The organism is Pseudoalteromonas sp. G4 (genome assembly GCF_028875915.1).
Taxonomy (GTDB): Bacteria; Pseudomonadota; Gammaproteobacteria; order Enterobacterales; family Alteromonadaceae; genus Pseudoalteromonas.
In genome coordinates, this window is sequence record NZ_JAPEHW010000016.1 from 43,064 (window position 1) to 60,725 (window position 17,662).

The 17,662-nt window shown below is 39.4% G+C and carries 14 protein-coding genes and 1 pseudogene; 11 read left to right on the forward strand and 4 right to left on the reverse strand.

The features are described 5' to 3' along the window. Nucleotides 1-59: 59 nt before the first annotated feature. Both ON073_RS07505 and ON073_RS07510 read left to right on the forward strand, forming a co-directional pair. Nucleotides 60-722: a substrate-binding periplasmic protein gene (locus tag ON073_RS07505; protein WP_274761260.1), complete on the forward strand. Its 663-nt coding sequence runs from the start codon at nucleotides 60-62 to the stop codon at nucleotides 720-722. 372 nt (nucleotides 723-1,094) lie between these two features. Further along, a complete protein-coding gene (locus ON073_RS07510; RefSeq protein WP_274761275.1) occupies nucleotides 1,095-2,459 on the forward strand; it encodes a Na+/H+ antiporter NhaC family protein in 1,365 nt (454 codons plus the stop codon). Nucleotides 2,460-2,542: 83 nt separating this feature from the next. Here ON073_RS07510 and ON073_RS07515 read toward each other — a convergent pair whose 3' ends face one another. Then, nucleotides 2,543-3,601: a peptidase M42 gene (locus tag ON073_RS07515; protein ID WP_274761261.1), complete on the reverse strand. Its 1,059-nt coding sequence runs from the start codon at nucleotides 3,599-3,601 to the stop codon at nucleotides 2,543-2,545. A gap of 476 nt (nucleotides 3,602-4,077) precedes the next feature. On the opposite strand from ON073_RS07515, the pseudogene ON073_RS07520 reads away from it, so the two are divergent. Together ON073_RS07520 and ON073_RS07525 are read left to right on the forward strand one after the other, a co-directional pair. Further along, a pseudogene (locus tag ON073_RS07520) lies at nucleotides 4,078-4,345 on the forward strand (hypothetical protein). Between the two features lie 119 nt (nucleotides 4,346-4,464). Continuing rightward, nucleotides 4,465-5,223, forward strand: coding sequence for a substrate-binding periplasmic protein (locus ON073_RS07525; protein WP_274761263.1), 759 nt, complete (start codon nucleotides 4,465-4,467; stop codon nucleotides 5,221-5,223). A gap of 89 nt (nucleotides 5,224-5,312) precedes the next feature. Here the strand turns inward: ON073_RS07525 and ON073_RS07530 are convergent, their stop codons facing one another. Then, the gene (locus ON073_RS07530) at nucleotides 5,313-5,549 is read right to left on the reverse strand and encodes a hypothetical protein (protein ID WP_274761264.1); all 237 of its coding nucleotides are present in this window, start codon (nucleotides 5,547-5,549) and stop codon (nucleotides 5,313-5,315) included. Between the two features lie 231 nt (nucleotides 5,550-5,780). Here ON073_RS07530 and ON073_RS07535 point away from each other — a divergent pair, with 231 nt between their 5' ends. From ON073_RS07535 to ON073_RS07560, 6 genes are all read left to right on the forward strand, one after another. Next, complete coding sequence (locus tag ON073_RS07535) at nucleotides 5,781-6,152, forward strand: BlaI/MecI/CopY family transcriptional regulator (protein ID WP_274761265.1); 372 nt, start codon at nucleotides 5,781-5,783, stop codon at nucleotides 6,150-6,152. Beyond that, nucleotides 6,149-7,462, forward strand: coding sequence for a M23/M56 family metallopeptidase (locus ON073_RS07540; protein ID WP_274761266.1), 1,314 nt, complete (start codon nucleotides 6,149-6,151; stop codon nucleotides 7,460-7,462). The genes ON073_RS07535 and ON073_RS07540 overlap by 4 nt, the downstream gene beginning before the upstream one ends. Before the next feature lies 1 nt (nucleotide 7,463). Then, the gene (locus tag ON073_RS07545) at nucleotides 7,464-8,222 is read left to right on the forward strand and encodes a hypothetical protein (RefSeq protein ID WP_274761267.1); all 759 of its coding nucleotides are present in this window, start codon (nucleotides 7,464-7,466) and stop codon (nucleotides 8,220-8,222) included. Continuing rightward, nucleotides 8,122-8,697, forward strand: coding sequence for a M23 family metallopeptidase (locus ON073_RS07550; RefSeq protein ID WP_274761269.1), 576 nt, complete (start codon nucleotides 8,122-8,124; stop codon nucleotides 8,695-8,697). Before ON073_RS07545 ends, ON073_RS07550 begins: the two co-directional genes overlap by 101 nt. A gap of 315 nt (nucleotides 8,698-9,012) precedes the next feature. Beyond that, entirely contained in the window at nucleotides 9,013-11,457 is a 2,445-nt protein-coding gene (locus ON073_RS07555; RefSeq protein WP_274761270.1) for a TonB-dependent receptor, read from the forward strand. Continuing rightward, a complete protein-coding gene (locus ON073_RS07560; protein WP_274761271.1) occupies nucleotides 11,458-12,951 on the forward strand; it encodes a tetratricopeptide repeat-containing sulfotransferase family protein in 1,494 nt (497 codons plus the stop codon). 3 nt (nucleotides 12,952-12,954) lie between these two features. Here the strand turns inward: ON073_RS07560 and ON073_RS07565 are convergent, their stop codons facing one another. Together ON073_RS07565 and ON073_RS07570 are read right to left on the reverse strand one after the other, a co-directional pair. Continuing rightward, the gene (locus ON073_RS07565; RefSeq protein ID WP_274761272.1) at nucleotides 12,955-13,335 is read right to left on the reverse strand and encodes a hypothetical protein; all 381 of its coding nucleotides are present in this window, start codon (nucleotides 13,333-13,335) and stop codon (nucleotides 12,955-12,957) included. Nucleotides 13,336-13,515: 180 nt separating this feature from the next. Beyond that, nucleotides 13,516-15,441, reverse strand: coding sequence for a S9 family peptidase (locus tag ON073_RS07570; protein WP_274761273.1), 1,926 nt, complete (start codon nucleotides 15,439-15,441; stop codon nucleotides 13,516-13,518). 351 nt (nucleotides 15,442-15,792) lie between these two features. Between ON073_RS07570 and ON073_RS07575 the strand changes: the two genes are divergently transcribed. Continuing rightward, the gene (locus ON073_RS07575; RefSeq protein ID WP_274761274.1) at nucleotides 15,793-17,448 is read left to right on the forward strand and encodes a DUF342 domain-containing protein; all 1,656 of its coding nucleotides are present in this window, start codon (nucleotides 15,793-15,795) and stop codon (nucleotides 17,446-17,448) included. The last annotated feature ends 214 nt before the right edge of the window (nucleotides 17,449-17,662 follow it).

Below are 17,662 nucleotides of genomic sequence, written 5' to 3' on the forward strand. Positions count from 1 at the left end.
TGAGTGTTAACAGTTACATAATTAAATATGCGTTTCTCTTATGTGCATTGGGTTTATCAGTGACAGCCAATGCAAAAAGCAAAGATATTACAGCGTGTATTGATGATCATCCTCCCTATCAAATACTTGGTGACACGCCTTCAGGTATTCATATTGCAGCGCTACATAAACTAGCTTCACTGTTAGAACTTAATCTTAAATTTGTTCAATCCCCAAATTTTGCTAGGTGTGTAGCGCTTTTAGAAAATGGCGATGTTGACGTTATTGCTGCACTAACACCTTTACCTGAAAGAAAAAACTTCGCTTTTTTCACGCCATTTAAAGCTGCAGATTCATTACGAGTTATCTCTAAAGATGGAATACAAATATCGTCATATTATGATTTTAAAAACAAAGTCATTGGCGTTTCGAGAGGCGTACGTTATTTCACAAGATTTGATCATGATGAATGGCTACAAAAAATTGAGATTCAAAATGTAAGAATTGGCTTCACCTTATTAAAAAAGAATCGCATCGACCTCATAATGGTAAGCCCCGCGATGATAGAAACCTTCTCAAAGGAAATTCAAGAAGCCAATCTCAAAGTCTCTCCTATCGCTTTAGAAGAAATGAGAAACAAAGAAACGTTTTTTGGCTTTAGTAAAGTAAATAAGCTCGGAATTACAGAAGCTGAAATTCAACAAAAGGTACTTCAAGCATACCAAACAGGTTATTTTGAATAAGTTTCCGCCTATTACTTACATCATCGAAGTCTATTAGATAAATAAAAAAACCAAGTTGCTATCATCATGTATCAGCCTGTTTTGTTGGTAATTAATTTAAGTTTGTTCGAAAAGCCCCACAAGAAACCACATTTAAGCACCTGATAATTAATGAATTAATTTACCCATTAAAACTATTTCTTGGTATGACAAAAATTTTAAATTGACGCAGATCCTAATCCTGTTTATTTTCGCCGAGATGTTTCAAGAAGGGCCATACTAAGCACTGGTCAACCCAATATTAAGCAGATACCCGCACACCTTAGTTGCGATCTTCGCCTTGAAAAAGGTAACCATAATATTGGGACTATTTGAGTTAACGAGCCTAGTGTTATTAGTTTAATTCCACCGATTGTTGTTTTAACCCTTGCTGTTATTCTTCGCCGCCCTATTCTTGCACTTGTAATAGGTGCGCTTGTGGGTTTGGCGTTAGTTGACTACACCACCATTTTAGGTAATTTCGCCGAGGCTTCATTAAAAGTGATGGCCGACGAAACCATAGGTTGGCTTATTTTAGTGTGCGGTAGCTTTGGCGCATTAATTGCCCTGCTTGTTCGCACCGGAGGCGCCCTTGCCTTTGGTCGCAGTGCTCTAAAACTCGCAAAAGGGCCTAAATCATCGCTGCTTATGACCTACTTCCTTGGGGTTATGATTTTTATTGATGACTACCTCAATGCCCTAACCGTTGGCGAAACCATGCGCCGCGTTACCGACAAGTTTAAAATCTCTAGAGAAATGCTGGCCTACGTGGTTGATTCAACTGCCGCACCTATTTGTGTTTTAGTGCCTCTGTCTACTTGGGCGGTATTTTTTGGTGGCTTGTTGGTCGATAACGGTGTTGCCGGTGAAGGGCAAGGTATTAGCGTATACATTGAAGCCATTCCATACATGCTTTATGCCTGGGTTGCCGTTTTAATGGTGCCGCTAGTCATATTTGGTGTGATCCCACTGTTTGGCCCAATGAAAAAAGCAGAGCTGGCTGCAAAAGCGGGTAAGCCTGCTCTTGAGCAAGTAGATTTAAGCGAAGTACAAACACCTGATGAATATGCATCAAAAGCAATCGAGCAAGAATTTGAAAACGCAGATAACAGTGGCAAGCTCTATAATTTTTTAGTGCCCATTGCCCTACTCGTTGGCTTTACCGTGTATTTTGATATTGATGTGTGGAAAGGATTACTTGCCACCTTAGCGGTAACTATTCCATTTTATATGGTGCAGCGTTTAATGCCGTTGGCCGAAATGTTAGAGCAAATGATAGATGGCTTTAAATGCATGTTACCTGCCATTGGTACGGTTATCGCTGCATTTATTTTTAAAGATGTGTGCGATAAGTTATTACTACCGCAATATGTCATTAATACATTAAGCCCTTATATGACAGCACAGTTGCTGCCTGCGATGGTGTTTTTATCAATGGCTATTTTAGCGTTTGCTACAGGATCAAGCTGGGGCATTTTTGCAGTAACAATTCCAATTGTAATGCCACTTGCGGTTGCAGTTGATGCAAATATTCCGCTGGTGATTGGTGCGCTATTGTCAGCGTCATCTTTTGGTAGCCAAGCCTGCTTTTATTCAGATTCCACAGTGCTTGCAGCACAAGGCTCAGACTGTAACTTAGTCAGCCATGCTGTAACCCAATTACCTTATGCACTGCTTGCAGCGGCAATCGCATTTGTTGGCTTTTTATTTATGGGGTAATGCACTTTGCCATGGATTAAACAGTTTAAGAGTTGAAAATGAATGCCAAAAAAAGGGTTAGTTTTAAACTAACCCTTTTTTAATTATGCTTTTTTAGAAATTGCCAACAGCATTTTCAAAAATGCTTCAACTGACGCTAACGAGCCTGACTCTTCCATTGTGTGATAGCCCGTTGTAGGCACTTGAATTGTCGTACCATCAACTAGCCCGTTTGAACTTGCGATAATGCGGCCAAGCTCGGTACTACCGATTGAGCGAGGGGCTTCACCGCGCTCAACTAACGCTTGGTTAATTTTTTCCATGTATTCGTCTTTGTAGCTGTAGCTAAATTTTTGTTCCTTACAAATTGCTTCAACTAATTGTGTTGCCTCTTCATTAAATGCTGCGTTGGCGTCTTTTTTTCGTAATACTAATAGCTGCTCGTTTGCAGCGTCTTCATCAGGAAATGGGCTGGTATCCACTACAAACAATCGGTTAGTTGAGCCACCAAAACGGCGAAACCATTCGAGTAAATAACGCCAACTTTTACCCGCTTCTTCTTGTGCGGTAAAAAATACAGTGCCTTCAAAACCTAAACTAAATAAATGCACTAGTGCCGCGGCTGAAAGTACATTATCAAGCTGACCAATTAAGCGTTCATTTTCAATACGTAATTTATCTTTAAAAGCAACGGGCGTACCTGCTACAGCGCTTTCTAAGCCATCAATTTCAAAGATTAAATTATTACGGTATTCGCAAACATAAGAACTTTTGATCAGACCCTGTCCACGATACGCCCCCGACCATGGCTCATACGCATACACAGGTGTCGCTTTAAAGCGCTCAGTGATTTTGGTCATTAACTCTTCCGACACCGAGTTATTCAGTAAGTCTGTACGGTTGGCAGAAATAAACGCTGCATACTGAAATTCATTTGGGCCTGTACACACTAAACCGTGACGATCAATGTGTGCCGAAAACATGCTACTAAACGGTTTTTTACCTTGTGCAACCAACAAACCTTCATACCAAGTTACCGTGGCGCCGCGCTCTTCAAGCTCACGTTGTAGTACGCGAAAAAAGGAATGCTCGGCTCCCACCACACTTGGGTGGCGAATAATTTCTTTTAATAAATCGATAAACTCATTGGTCAATGTGTTCATTAATGTTCACTCTAAAATGACACGTATAAAATAGCGCATTAGCAATAAATTAAGTTATTGAAAAAGCACCGTTATTTAAATTTAAAAAAACACAAACGGGCAAATAATACCAAAGTGTATTTAGCGCAAGTATCTGCCGCTTTTACAATTCTAGCAAGTAAATAATGATGCATTTTGGCGATTATTTTTGACCTTTTACAACAAATAATTCAGGGCGTTAAACTCACCTACCAGATACAAAACAAATCCTTTGCTTTCAATTTATTATGAGTTAACAGAAAAGGTTTTTACAACTGTTAAACACGCCTAAACAATATGCATTTTTTACATATCTTTTTGGTGACGGATAAAAGCCTTAAAGCCCATTTTAAAACCGACTTTAAAACAGCATGATTTAGCTAACTTTCTTGTTTGCAAACTGATAGCAAAGGTATAATTAGTGCTTTATATGTTTTAGCTCCTTTTTGGAACACACCATGAAAAAACTTTCCAAGGTTCAACAAAAACAACAAGCCTTAGTACTCGAAATTGCCGATAAGTTAGAAGAGCAAGCACGCGCTGAAATTCCTGGCATGGTGCAATGTTGGTTTGATGTTGAATATCACTTATTCCCTGGCTCTCTATTACTTTGCTTCCAATTTGAAGATGAAAACACGCTTAAGTGCAGCGCTAGTGAAAAAAGGGGTGGTACTTAAAGATATGCGTAAGCATCTTCAATTTACCTTGAAAGGCCCTGAAGATTAATTTGTGTAAGCTTTCATAAAATATGCCTGAGTTATTTCAGGCATATCATGCTAGACGGCTGGAAAATCTTTCACAATTTAGGCAATGTTAACGGTATGTTGTTTTAGCGTGTACGCTTTATGAAAAACGTTATATTTATTTGCCTTATCATTTTATCTCTTCTCTTTGCAGGTCATGCAAAGGCGGCAAATACTCTGCGTTTTACAGCTGAAGATCTATACCCTCTTCATTTTATTAATCAAAAAGGTCAATCTGACGGATTTTTAGTTGATGTAGTTAATGCCATCTTAAATGAATGCAGTTGTGATGGCACCATTGAGATTATGCCGCAAGCACGCGCATTTAGAGAGCTACAAACCGATGCAAATACCTTAATGATGTCATTATTGAAAACGCCTAGCCGTGCAAAAAATTATGACTTTTTAGGGGAGGTTTACACCGCACATGCGTATTTAGTGGGCAAAAACGAACGACCATTTCAACTAACGAGTTTACAAAGTGCCCGTGGCTTAAGAGTTAGCACGGTAAGGGGTTACTTTAGCCAAGGTTACTTAGAAAAAGCAGGGTTTACCCTTGAAAAAGACTTGGTATTAGCCCCTGAACCTGCCAGTTTAATGAAAATGCTCTACAAAGACCGGACAGATTTGGTGCTCACCAATACATTACATCTTGAAGAAGAGTTAAAAAGTATTGGCCTTGATCCAACTAAAATCGAAAAAAAATTACGTTTAGCTGACTTTCCAAGCGAACTTCATATTGTTGCAAATAAAGCGCTGCCTAAAGAGACCAAAAATACGATTAGCTCCGCAATTCAAACCATTAAGCAATCTGGCCACTACAATGCACTGCTCGCAAAATGGCACCTCTCAAATAGTTAAACTGGCATTACCGATACTCAAGTACACAAAAAAGCCAGTTTATTAACTGGCTTATTAAATAAAGATTGGCTTTTTAAACTTAAAGCACCTCATACACTATCACTTTCGCTGCTAATGCTCGTCATAGCGTGTTTCACATTTTTTATTAAATTTGCTTTATAAGGGCTTTGCTTAAAGCCATAAACAAGCACTTTAGCTAGTTCATAATCAGAACCAATTTCTGCCCCTGCAATTTCTAGCGCAAGCGCTGTTTGCGCTTCATTCATTTTATTGTATGGCAGCGATAAGAATGCACGTTGCATCTCGTAATCAGAGACAATCGTCAAAATAAAATATAAATTATTGATATTTTAAGCTTTTAAAATATTTAGCTAATACCTAAATTACCAATAGAGCTAACTATTAGCTTTTCTAACCACGTTATTCGGTTAGTTAACCTAACTGTTTATGACATACAATTTTTGCAAAAACCTCATACTGCGACTTGTGTCACAGTTGTACAAATGATAGATTGCGACACTTGTCACACAAAAATGTATTTGTTCAAGGAAATTGTTTTGCAACTCACCGCACCAGAACTTGAAATTTTAAAGTGCCTTTGGCAGCAACAACCTCTCAAAGGCAAAGAGATCCATCAACGTATGGAAACACTCTACGGTTGGAGTTATTCCTCTACACGCAAAACGCTAGAACGCATGGCACAAAAAGCTTATTTAAGCGTTGAAACACAGGGCAACAAAAAAATCTATACCGCATTACTAGATAAAGTACCGACAATGGCTGCCTTTGTTAAAGATTTTTCAGAACGCGTCTTAGAAATAGATGGAGCTTTACCTGTTGCAATGTTCTCAAGCAGTCAGTTATTTGAACATAACGAATTGAACGAGCTTGAAGCTCACCTAAATAACTTACAAAAAAATCAAAAATGATGTTGTTAATTACTTTACTTGGGTGGGTAGTAGTCACCTATCTTGTTGCCTATGCACTAAGACATATCTCGATTAAAGAGCGAATTTCACCCAATATTTGCTTGGCAGCTTTTGTACTTTCTCTTGGCATTTTTCTGCCAAACATCGAATGGATAGAAGTAGGTAAAGCCAATTTCATGTGGATAAATGACAAAGCGCAACAGCAGCTAACACTTGTTCACGATGTAGTAAAACAAACACATGAACACAGCACTTTACCACTTGAAACATTCTTACTGACTATCTTGGCTGTAACCTCAGTGTTTCGTTTGTATCGGGTTTTCAAACGTTATTTTCAAGCAAAACAACTTATTGCTAACGCGGTGCCCTTCACACAGACAAAAATACCTTGCGTTGTTATGCCAATAAACCAATCGCCATTTGTTATGGGTTTCATCAAACCAACTCTTGTTTTACCACAATATTTTTTACATCTTAGTAAAGCACAGCAAGATATTATTCTCGCCCATGAATTAACCCATATTGCTAACCGTGATCACCTTCGAGCTTGGCTATGGCTAGTAGTTATTGAAGTATGCTGGTTTAATCCAGCGCTAAAACTGCTCAACCACCTGTATATTAACGCCATGGAGCAGCGCTGCGATTTGCAAACGATAACGCAACATCATATTTCAAAAGAAGACTATGCAAGCACGCTTTTATTAAGCATAAAGCTATCTCATCAAACAATATCAAACCCGTTCGCAACGCCATTTAATGGGCAAGCTCTAAACTTAAATGATTATAAACAGCGCTTTGATATTATTATAAAAGAACCACCTATATTAGTTGGCAAAGCTGTTTTAGCCTTTGTATTTATTGCAAGCATTATGCTCTTTACCAAAACAGTATTTGCACAGTTACAGTACACTCAAGAAGAATGGCGCTTTCCTGTGGGCAACATAGATATCAGCTCACATTACGGCCACATTGCTAAAGTGCGTAATTTGCGTCCGCATCGCGGAATCGATTTAGTTGACGCTAAAGGCAGTGAAATTTTAGCAGCCAAAACAGGTAAAGTGATTGTTGCCGATGCCGTCTCAATGGCGAATGCTTATGGCAATGTGATTGTGATCCAGCACGTCAATGGTTGGCAAACACTCTATGCTCACTTAGATGAAATTAATGTCATTAAAGGGCAATGGGTCAATCAAGGTGACATTATTGGTAAAATGGGAGACACAGGCAAAGTAACTGGCACACATCTTCATTTTGAGCTTGCGCATTTAGGACAAGCACTCGACCCGCTTAACTACTTAAAAGAGAAATAATATGCCGTATATATATATTTTCCTGATTATTTTGATGTTAAGTGGCTGCGCCAGTGACGAGCAAAGCACTAATGCGCCATTGGTAAAACAGGCGGATAGCACTGAAATTCAAAGTAAGCAGGTACTGCAAGATGTGAGCGAAAAAGAGTCAATATCCACAGAACCATTACGCCACACTTACACATTAAATCAAGGCGAAACCCTAACCTCAGTTTTAACGTCAGCGGGTTTTAGCATGGCTAATATTGTTAATTTAGCAAAATCAGTTAAGCCTCAATTTGCTTTCACAAAAATTAGAATCAATACACAATTTGACGTTATTGAGACAAAAGAAAGCAAAACAATTCGCTTTGCGAGCGATTATGCCAAAATCATCGAAGCAAGATTAGAGAATAATAAATGGCAAATTGCTGAAATGGAAACGCCTCTTTCTAGCCAAGAAGTCAGCCGTTCGTTTTCCATAAATCAAAGTCTTTATCAAGCAGCAACTAACGCTGATGTTCCGCATAATGTGATCAATAGTGCCATTCTAGCGATGTCACACTTTATTGATTTTCAAAGGGAGATAAGACAAGGTGATGAGATCACGCTTAATTTTACTGTATCCGAAGTTAAACACGATATGCATTTATTTAAGCAGTTTTCATCACCTCAAACGCTTGTCGCCATCGGCTTTAAAAATCAAGGCAAGCAATACAACTTATATCAATACCAAAACGACGCCGTTAAATGGTGCCCGATTATCCTCGTATTTTGGTAAACGTAAGCACCCCGTTTTAGGCTATACACGCCAACATAAAGGTATCGATTTTAGTGCACCTATTGGCACTCCCATTATGGCTGCAGGTAAAGGAAAGGTAATAAAAGCAAGCTATAGCAAAAGTTTTGGTAACCGTGTTGTGATTGATCATGGTAATGGCTATCGCACCTTGTATGCGCACTTAAAAGGATTTGCCAAAGGCATAAAGCAAGGAAGTCGAGTAAGCCAAGGTCAAACAATTGGTTATTTAGGTAATACCGGATTATCCACAGCACGTCATTTACATTACGAAGTACATAAAAATGGCCGTGTGATTAACCCTCTAAAGATGAAGCAGCCTAGTAATATTCAACTTATCGGTGACGATTTGTTCGCATTTAAAGCGCACATTACTGCTGTAAATAAACGCTATGCCGCAACAATAGTCTCGCCGAGTGACTCAACTTCATCCATAGTAACTGTTATCGCAGAATAATCTTCTTGTACTAAAAACAAGGTTAAACAAGGCTTCTCCTTGTTTTTAGTACAATAAAGCAGACTTTTCTTTCGCTCCCCCCTCGCAATATGCACTTGCGTGTAATCAAACATTCAAAGCTCAAAGCGAACTAAAAAATTACGTTATCAAATGTTACTTTTGTAACCAAAACAACAACAACTTGATAACAAAAGGCACGCTGCATTAAAATTTAATAAAAAACCACAAAAAGTGAATATTAATTCTTTATTTTTGAATGAATATGAGTAGAATCACCGCCCTCAAAATGCTGTTTATTTAAATTAAGAGGTTTACGTGTTTTCGCTTTATCGTCCATCACTGATCGCCATTGCGGTATCATCAGCTGTTTTACCAAGTACATATGTTCAGGCACAAGCGCAGTTAAGCGCTGAGATTGAAACCATTCAAGTGACTGCAACTAGGCGTCAAGGTACTGTTCAAGAAGCACCTTTGAATATTACTGCGGTTGATAATGATGTGATGAAGCAACAGAACATTACGGATCTTGAATCTGTAGCGCGCTGGGTACCAGGCTTAACAATTACTGATCAAGGTGGCCGTGAAGGTTCGCCAATCATTGTTCGCGGCTTGAATACAAATTCATCTGAACGCGCATCAGACTCAGGCACTGTAGCCACCTATTTAGGTGAAATTCCGCTTAGTGTAAATTTACGTTTAACAGATATTGAACGTGTTGAGGTTTTGATTGGTCCACAAGGCACACTTTACGGTGCAGGTACATTAGGCGGCGCAATTCGCTACATGTTAAAAAAGCCAGAGCTTGATTACACCGAAGTACAGCTAAGCGGCGATGTATTTGCATTATCACAAAGCGAAAATCAAGGCAGTGAATTTGGAGCAATTGTAAACCTGCCGCTAATTGACGATACCTTAGCACTCAGAACCAGCATCAACTACTTCAAACAGCCAGGCTTTATCGACTATAACTATGTGGTAAAAAATCCGGGCGTGAGTAAACCCGATCCAAATTGGGAAGATGCCGAAGACGTTGCTAATAACCTCACGCAATATCAAGATGCAAACGACGAAACAATTACCACAGCAAGAGTGTCATTACGTTTTGAGCCAACAGACACCTTTGCTGCAACCCTAAATTACTTTTATCAGAAGCAAGAAAATGGCGCTAATAGCATTAGCCAGTATCAGTCATTAGCAACAACAAACCCTTTGGCAGATAAGGTTGGCGAATATGAGTCAGCTTACCGTGTTCTTGAACCTAACATGCAAGAAGATGAGCTGTTAAGTTTAGAGCTAGAGGTCGATTTAGAGTTTGCCGATTTAGTCTCAGCAACTGGTTTTACTCAGTATGATCAAGTAGGTCAACGCGACCAAACTGATCTCCTTTACGATATTTGGCCTGGTTATGCTGATTTTCCAAGTTTCGTGGCAATCACAGACGACACCAGTAAAGCGCAAACATTTACGCAAGAAGTACGCTTAGTGTCAAAAAGCGACACAGCTCTTAATTGGATTGCAGGTGTTTATTTTAGCAAAACTGACGGCAGCTCAGATGATCGCGAATACACTCCAGGGCTAACTGATTTTTGGGGCGGCGACATTACTAATATTGAAAAAGACCTCGAATATTTAGCTCTTGGCGAGTACACCAACCAAGAACACGCTATTTTTGGTGAAATCGGTTACGCCTTTAGCGATAAGCTAAATGCAACCATTGGCGCCCGTTTTTATGAGTATGATATTGAATCGCGTTCAGGTGCTGTTACCCCACTTTATTCAGGTGATATTAGTGATATCAGCCAAGTACCCATGGAACTTGTGACAGCCAGTGACAATGGTTCACTTTTCAAATTCAATATTGATTACAAATGGCAGCGTAATGTCATGACCTACTTCACAATTAGTGAAGGCTTTAGATTAGGTGGTGGTAATGGGGTGATGTCTTGCCCAGAGCAACTACCAGAGCAACAAATTATTTGTGCGCTCCCGCACGAAGTTGATTATCAACCAGATACCACAACCAACTATGAACTTGGTTTAAAATCAACCTGGTTTAGCAACAAACTGCATTTAAATATCGCGGCATTTAATGTGCTTTGGAATGATGCGCAAATTCAATCAACCACTGTAAATGGTAAGGCGATTATCACCTCAAACGCAGGTGAGGCGCAAAGTAAGGGCATTGAATTAGCAACACGTGCAATGCTGAGCGATGATATTACCACATACGTAACTTATTCATATGCAAATGCAGAGCTTACCCAAGATGCACCTGAGTTATTTGCGGTTTTCTCAGAGCAAGATTACAGCCCTGAAGAGATAGCGAAATATCAACCATACTACAGTGGTGCAAAAGGCGATCGTCTGCCAGGTGCACCTAAGCATCAGGTGTCGTTTGGTATTACCTACAATACAGAAGTACTTGACGATAAGTTACTCACTTTTAACTATGGTTTAACTGCCCAAAGTGATGTGATTACTAAAGTCGGCTTAAAAGCAGATGGTGAAACCCTTGCTGGCTTTGCAATGAGTAACTTGAGTTTACGTTTAGCGGGGGAAGCATGGTCAACTACATTCTATGTAAATAACCTATTTGATAAATATGCGCAAACCTCAGTACGACGTGATAAATCATGGGTTGGTGAAGGCAAATTCCCTGAACTGTCTAAACAATTGCCTGAATTACAACGCGTGTATGGACACTATGTCACCACACCTCGTACCATAGGCATTAAATTTAACTATGCATTTGAACTTTAAATGACGGATTTCAGCCAAGTAAAACAACTACTTGCAACTGGTGGGCTCAATAAAGCGCACGCATTATTAGTCGCGGCTTTAAAAAAGGACGCGGCTCATTGTGAAGCTTGGAGCTACTTGGCTGAATTGAATCTGTTAGCGGGTGACAAAGTAAAAGCACTTAACATTATCAAAAAAGCGCTTTCACTTTCCCCGCCACTGTCAATTGCCCTGCACCTTGCTAAAACGGCATTACACGCCAGCGATTTCCTCTTGTGTCAAAATATCTTAGAGTCCATAAATAGCGCCTGTGATAACGCATCACAACTCGATTTGTCAGCCAACTTATGGCTTCGATTAAATCAGCCTTACCGCGCATTAGCTCAATTTGAAAAAGCGCATCAGTTAGCACCAGATAGCGCAGCAATAACGCTAAATTACGCAATTTGCTTAAAAATGGCTGGCGATACAACAACAGCAAAAGCATTGCTCGAAAAGGTTATCGATTTACAGCCAATGCTGTCACTCGCGCATTTATCGTTAGCTGAGCTGTCACCAAAATCAAATAACACCCTGCCATCGCAATTAACAAATGCACTAAGCCATGGGCCAAAGGATCAATACCTAAACCACGCAAAAGCGCTTTATCATGAAGCAAATGCCGATTATGAAAAGGCATGGACGTGTTTTAATCACAGTAAACAACGCAATAAAAACCAGGTGCACTTTGATACGTTGGCACATCAAGCCTACTGCGACAGTATTATCGCAGCATCGCATTTACCTAGTGATTTGTCACAATTAACGATAAATAACAGCATTTCACCTATTTTTATTGTGGGTATGCCACGCTCAGGCACAAGTCTGCTAGAACAATTATTGGCGACACAAAAAACCATAAAGGCACTCGGTGAGCTTAGCTTTATTCCACAGCTTATGGCTGTAAAGCCCGGCTTTTATAAGCAACCGAAACAGCTTTTCACCAAAGCAGCCGAGCTAATCTTAAACCAATACAGCCAATGTTTTGCAAAGGAGTTAACAAGCTCACCAGCAGCGCATGCCATTGATAAGCAACCGTTTAATATTTACTTTGTTGACATTATTTTAGCGCTTTTCCCAAACGCTAAAATTGTGTGGTTGGTAAGGGATAAATTCGACACGTGTATTGGTAATTTTCGTCAAGCATATCAAGTAAGTAGCCCTTTTCATCACTACAGTTATGACTGGCAGCATATTAATCATTTTTATGATGATATTGTGCGCCTTGGTGAAAATTGGTGCAGCAAATATCCAAACCAGTTTTTACGTGTAAATTATGAATCGTTAGTACAGCAGCCCAAGGCGCAATTAACTGCGGTTTTTCAGTTTTTAAACCTCACACAAACCGCTGAACCACTGGATTTTTACAAGAAAGATTATTTTTCAGCAACGGCCAGCAAAGTGCAACTAAGGCAACCGCTTAATACGCATTCGATAGGAAAATATAAAAGCGTTTACCCAATAAAAGAAAAATAACGGTTATTTAAACATTTTCTCAGATGCTTTAAATTGTGAATGTATAAAATAACATGTGGTGATCATGCCGATTACCACAACACAAAATAAAGACACACCTGCAAAAAATGGAGAGGCAAATTCAACCCCTCTTGATTTTAGTAATGCAATACTGATTACATTATTTTCAGCTAAGTAAACAGCGATGCTTGCCAATGTAATTGATGCGCATAGGTACAAGGTTGTAATTAACCACTTCATTTTAAATGTCAGTAACTCTTTTGCAGAAAATACAGCAACAATGGTTGCAAATGTAATGGTTAACCATGTTTGAAATTGTGTCACAATTGCTGCTTCATTAATTCTGATTAGTTCGAGTATTTGAACAACGGTAAGCGTATTCATATCTTTTCACCATACTAAATCGATATAAATAAATTACATCATCAGGTGTGAAAAAAATGTGAAGCACCTTATTAGACAAGGTATAAAAAGTAGTAATAGTATTTAGTCTGCATAACTAGAAAGCATAACCAATAAAAAAGCCGGAGATTACTCCGGCTTTTTGCAATTTAAAAACGTTAATTAGTTATTTAAATAAGTGTTTAAAAACTTAAGGTAAGCATTTGATGCTTCAATGCGGTTTTCTTTTTTAGTAAAACCATGGCCTTCATCATCGAATAATACATACTCTACCGGTACGCCATTGGCTTTTACCGCTGCCACCAGCTCATCACTTTCCACTTGCAGTACACGAGGGTCATTCGCGCCTTGAATTACCATTAATGGTTTGGTGATATTTTTAGCGTGGAATAATGGCGAAATAGCGCGGTGACGTTCACCATCTGTTGCTGGGTCGCCCATTTCATCGTAAAGCGCTTTTTTAAAGCTCTCCCACCAGGGTGGAATAGAATTAAGTGTTCTTACCCAATTAGTTACACCAAAAATATTAATGCCCACTTTAAACTCTTCAGGCTCAAATGCAAGCGCTGCTGCGGTCATAAAGCCGCCATAACTGCCGCCCATAATGCCAATTTTATCGCCATCTACCCAATCTAAACTTTGCAGATGCTTTTTACCGTACACGATATCTTGTAAGTCATCGGTGCCGTGTTTTTTATCATCCAGATGGAAGAAGGTTTTGCCATAACCCGAGCTACCGCGGTTATTCACCGCAAAAATGGCATAGCCATGGTTTACCAAATGCTGCTGCATTGCGCTATAACCAGTGCGGCTTTGTCCGCCAGGTCCACCATGCACCCACACAAGTGCAGGTACTTTGTTATTGCTATTTGCTTGTTTTGGTTTGTATAACACGCCAGGAATTTCTAGCCCATCAAAGCTTTTAAAACGCACTATGGTACTTTCAACCAGATCATTTTGATCAATTGCAGCGCTTAAGCTGTTTGTAAGTTGTGATGCCTTTGATGACCCTACCTGCCAAACAAATAAATTATTCGGTGACGTATCGGAATTTAAGTAAAACGCCATGGTTTTTTCATCTGCCGAGAAATTTACGCCACGTAAATTACCCGCAGGTAAACTTGGCATCGCAATCGATTGCCCAGTTTTTGTATCCATCACAGTAACTTTAGTGCTGGCATCGGCATTTACACCACTCACTTGGTAACGCCCTGATTTAGAAAAATAAATAAAGTTAACATCCCACTCATCTTTGAGTGCAAGGCGATGTTCACCCGAGGTTAAATCGTAACGCCAAATCTGTGCAAATTCACCTTTTGCATTGGTTGAGTAATAAAGTGCCTTGCTGTCTCGAGAGAAGGTTTCTGGTCCAAATGTGGCTTCAACATCTTTTCCTGCAATTAACTCTGGTTTAAGTGTTTTTTTCATCGTATCGAGAATAAACACGTCGCTATCTTTGTTTGAGTTATTTTTAGAAAGCGCAATAAAACGGCCGTCAGGGCTAATTGCGCCCACATCTAACCCCATTTTATTTTGATAAACAGAGCTTACCTCATAGCTTTTAGCATCAACACGGTATAAGTCCATAAACTTAGCATCGCGCTGGTTACTGGTAATGTAAAAATGAGAACCATCTTCTGTGAAACCAGCAAAGCGCGCACGGGTTTCTTCACCCGGTGTTAAGTCTTTAACGCTGCCGTCAACTTCGCGTACATAAACATGAAAACGCTCATTACCGCCTGAATCTTTGGTAAAGATCACGCGTTCGTCATTTGGAAAATAACGCACCGCGTAGGTACTGTCTTGAAAATCTGTTAAGCGTGTTTTTTCACCAGTGTTAACATCAACAGCATAAAGGCTATAAATGCCACTTTCATCACTGCTTACCAGTATTTTGTCACCATTTGGTGAAAAACTGCTGCCCATAATAGAAGTTGTATCAAAGAAAGTTTCAGCATCATATTGTTTTAGTGTTTGTGCTTGTTGTACTGCCTCTACCGCTTGAGATGTACTGTTTGTTTGTGAACAGCCAACTAACGCAAGTCCTAGCGCACAGGCTACTGCGGCTAATTGAAAGTGCTTTTTCATTATAATTATTCCTTGTAAATTATCCGCTTTCGATTGTTACCTGAACAAAATTTAGACTCAAGAGTCATCTTAAAATAATTGTTTCAAAATATTCTGAATATGGGAACAATGTAGTTTAAGTATCTGAAAAATAAAAAAGAGGTGTTTATATAACGTTTAACTATGACTGCCCGTTTTGATCCCGCAGCCAATCACTACTGTATTGGTTACTGTAAATGCACAAAGAATCAAATACTTCACCTAATTTCAATGTGCTTATAAATTAAGCATTTATTTATTAAGTGTCTAATATTAAAGTAATTAGGGTCTATTAGTTTTTGATTATTTAAACGCTTAAATTTAAGGTGCTCTATGGCAAGTATGAGCTTTGACTACAACGAAAACACCAGGCAACTGGCTTTAGTGATCCGAGAAATCGACAAAGCCCCGAAACCTGATCTCAAAAAAGCAAAGCGATTATTTGAACAATCTGATTACCGAAATATGCTGCTCGATGAAAATGAGTTGGCAACCTTAATTGATTCACTTGAGCAGAAAAAACAGAAAGAAAGCCCCAATGAAGTAAATGCTGTTATCGCCAGCACAAAAGATGCCTCTATGGCATTAACAGTATCACCTGATGAAATGTCAGCGTCCATTGAAATTACAACGGCATTTGGCGGAAAACATATTAGTGCAAATGACATTGTTGCTCTACTCAATGACAATGGCATCAAAAAAACAGCTATAAAAGAGTCAATTATCGAACTTGTTAACGAGGCAAAAGCTGCAAAGCCGGGTGAACAAGTAAGCAAGATGGTTGCCAATGGCAGAGTTGCTGTAAATGGTAAAAATGGTTTTATTAATTATTTAGTACCCGATCCATCAGAGAGACAACTCTGCCCAAAACTGCTAGAAAACGGCAACGTGGATATGCGAGAGTTAGGTGAGCTTTGTTATGTACAAAAAGGCAAAAAATTAGCTGAACTAGTACCGCCAACACTTGGGGAAATGGGATTTACCGTGCTTGGAAAACCCCTTGAACCTGAAGCCGGTCAAGCCGCAACTTTATCTGAAAGTGAAGGTTCAGTGTTTGCTGATGAACTCGAATCAACCTTGATTGCCGATTTTGATGGCATGCCTAAACACGAGCCTAATGGTGTTTCGGTAGTAAAAGTATTTAGTATCAATAATATTGATGTGAGTACTGGCAATATTCGCTTTGACGGCACCATTATGGTTCATGGTGATATTTGCGAAGGATATAAAGCTCGGGCCAGTGGCGATATTATTGTTGCTGGCAGTGTTGAGTCTGCCTACGTAGAAGCAGGCGGCAGCGTTAGCATTGGCAAAGGCGTAATTGGCCACGCCATAGAAAATACCGATGAAGAAGACAAAAGCTGCACTATTATCGCTGGCGGTAATATTAATGTGCATCATGTGCAATACGTTAACCTCTTTGCGAACGGTGATATTCACGTAAGCCAATTTGCTTCGCACTGTAAGTTTTGTTTGAGTGGGCACTTATGGGTCGGCAAAGAAGACCGCGCTGATGGAAAAGTAGTTGGCTGTGATATTTTGGTAGGAAAATCGGTTTCTGCTGGCAGCCTAGGATCGCGTGCTGGAACCCATATGACCATAAATTTTAATTACTCTTTTGAAGGGCTAGAAGAAACATATAAAGCACTTACTGAACGAAAACACCTTTATCTTGCGAAAGTGCGAAAAATAAAATACCTGATTTCAGAACTTGCTTCCCGCGATGAAGACTACTCTGATAAATTAGCTCGCCTAAAAAAAGCGCTGGCCCGTTATTTAGACGCAGTCGAAAAACTGGTTAAAGTAATAGAAGCGAAGAATAATAAACTTTCTCTACACAGAAGTGATATTGCTGTCAGCGCAACACAAGCCATTTTGTCGGGCGTAGAGATATGCATTGAACAAAAGCACTTTGTTTGTAATAGGGACTATGGCCCATCAAAAATTACTTACCTTGATAATGAAATCAAGTTAGATCCGCTAACCTAAGCACACTATCTTATTTTTAAGACGCTGATCAGTGTTTGCTTTTCCACTAATTGACTTTAACAACGATTAATTGTGTGAAGACTGGCGGTTTATGTGGTTAATAGTGGTAGAATTGCCAAAATCAGCCAAATACAGTTTAAAATTAGTATTCTCCCTTTAGCTATAATACCAATTGCATTAATTAGCTGGTCATTTATTGCGACAGAGAAATGGC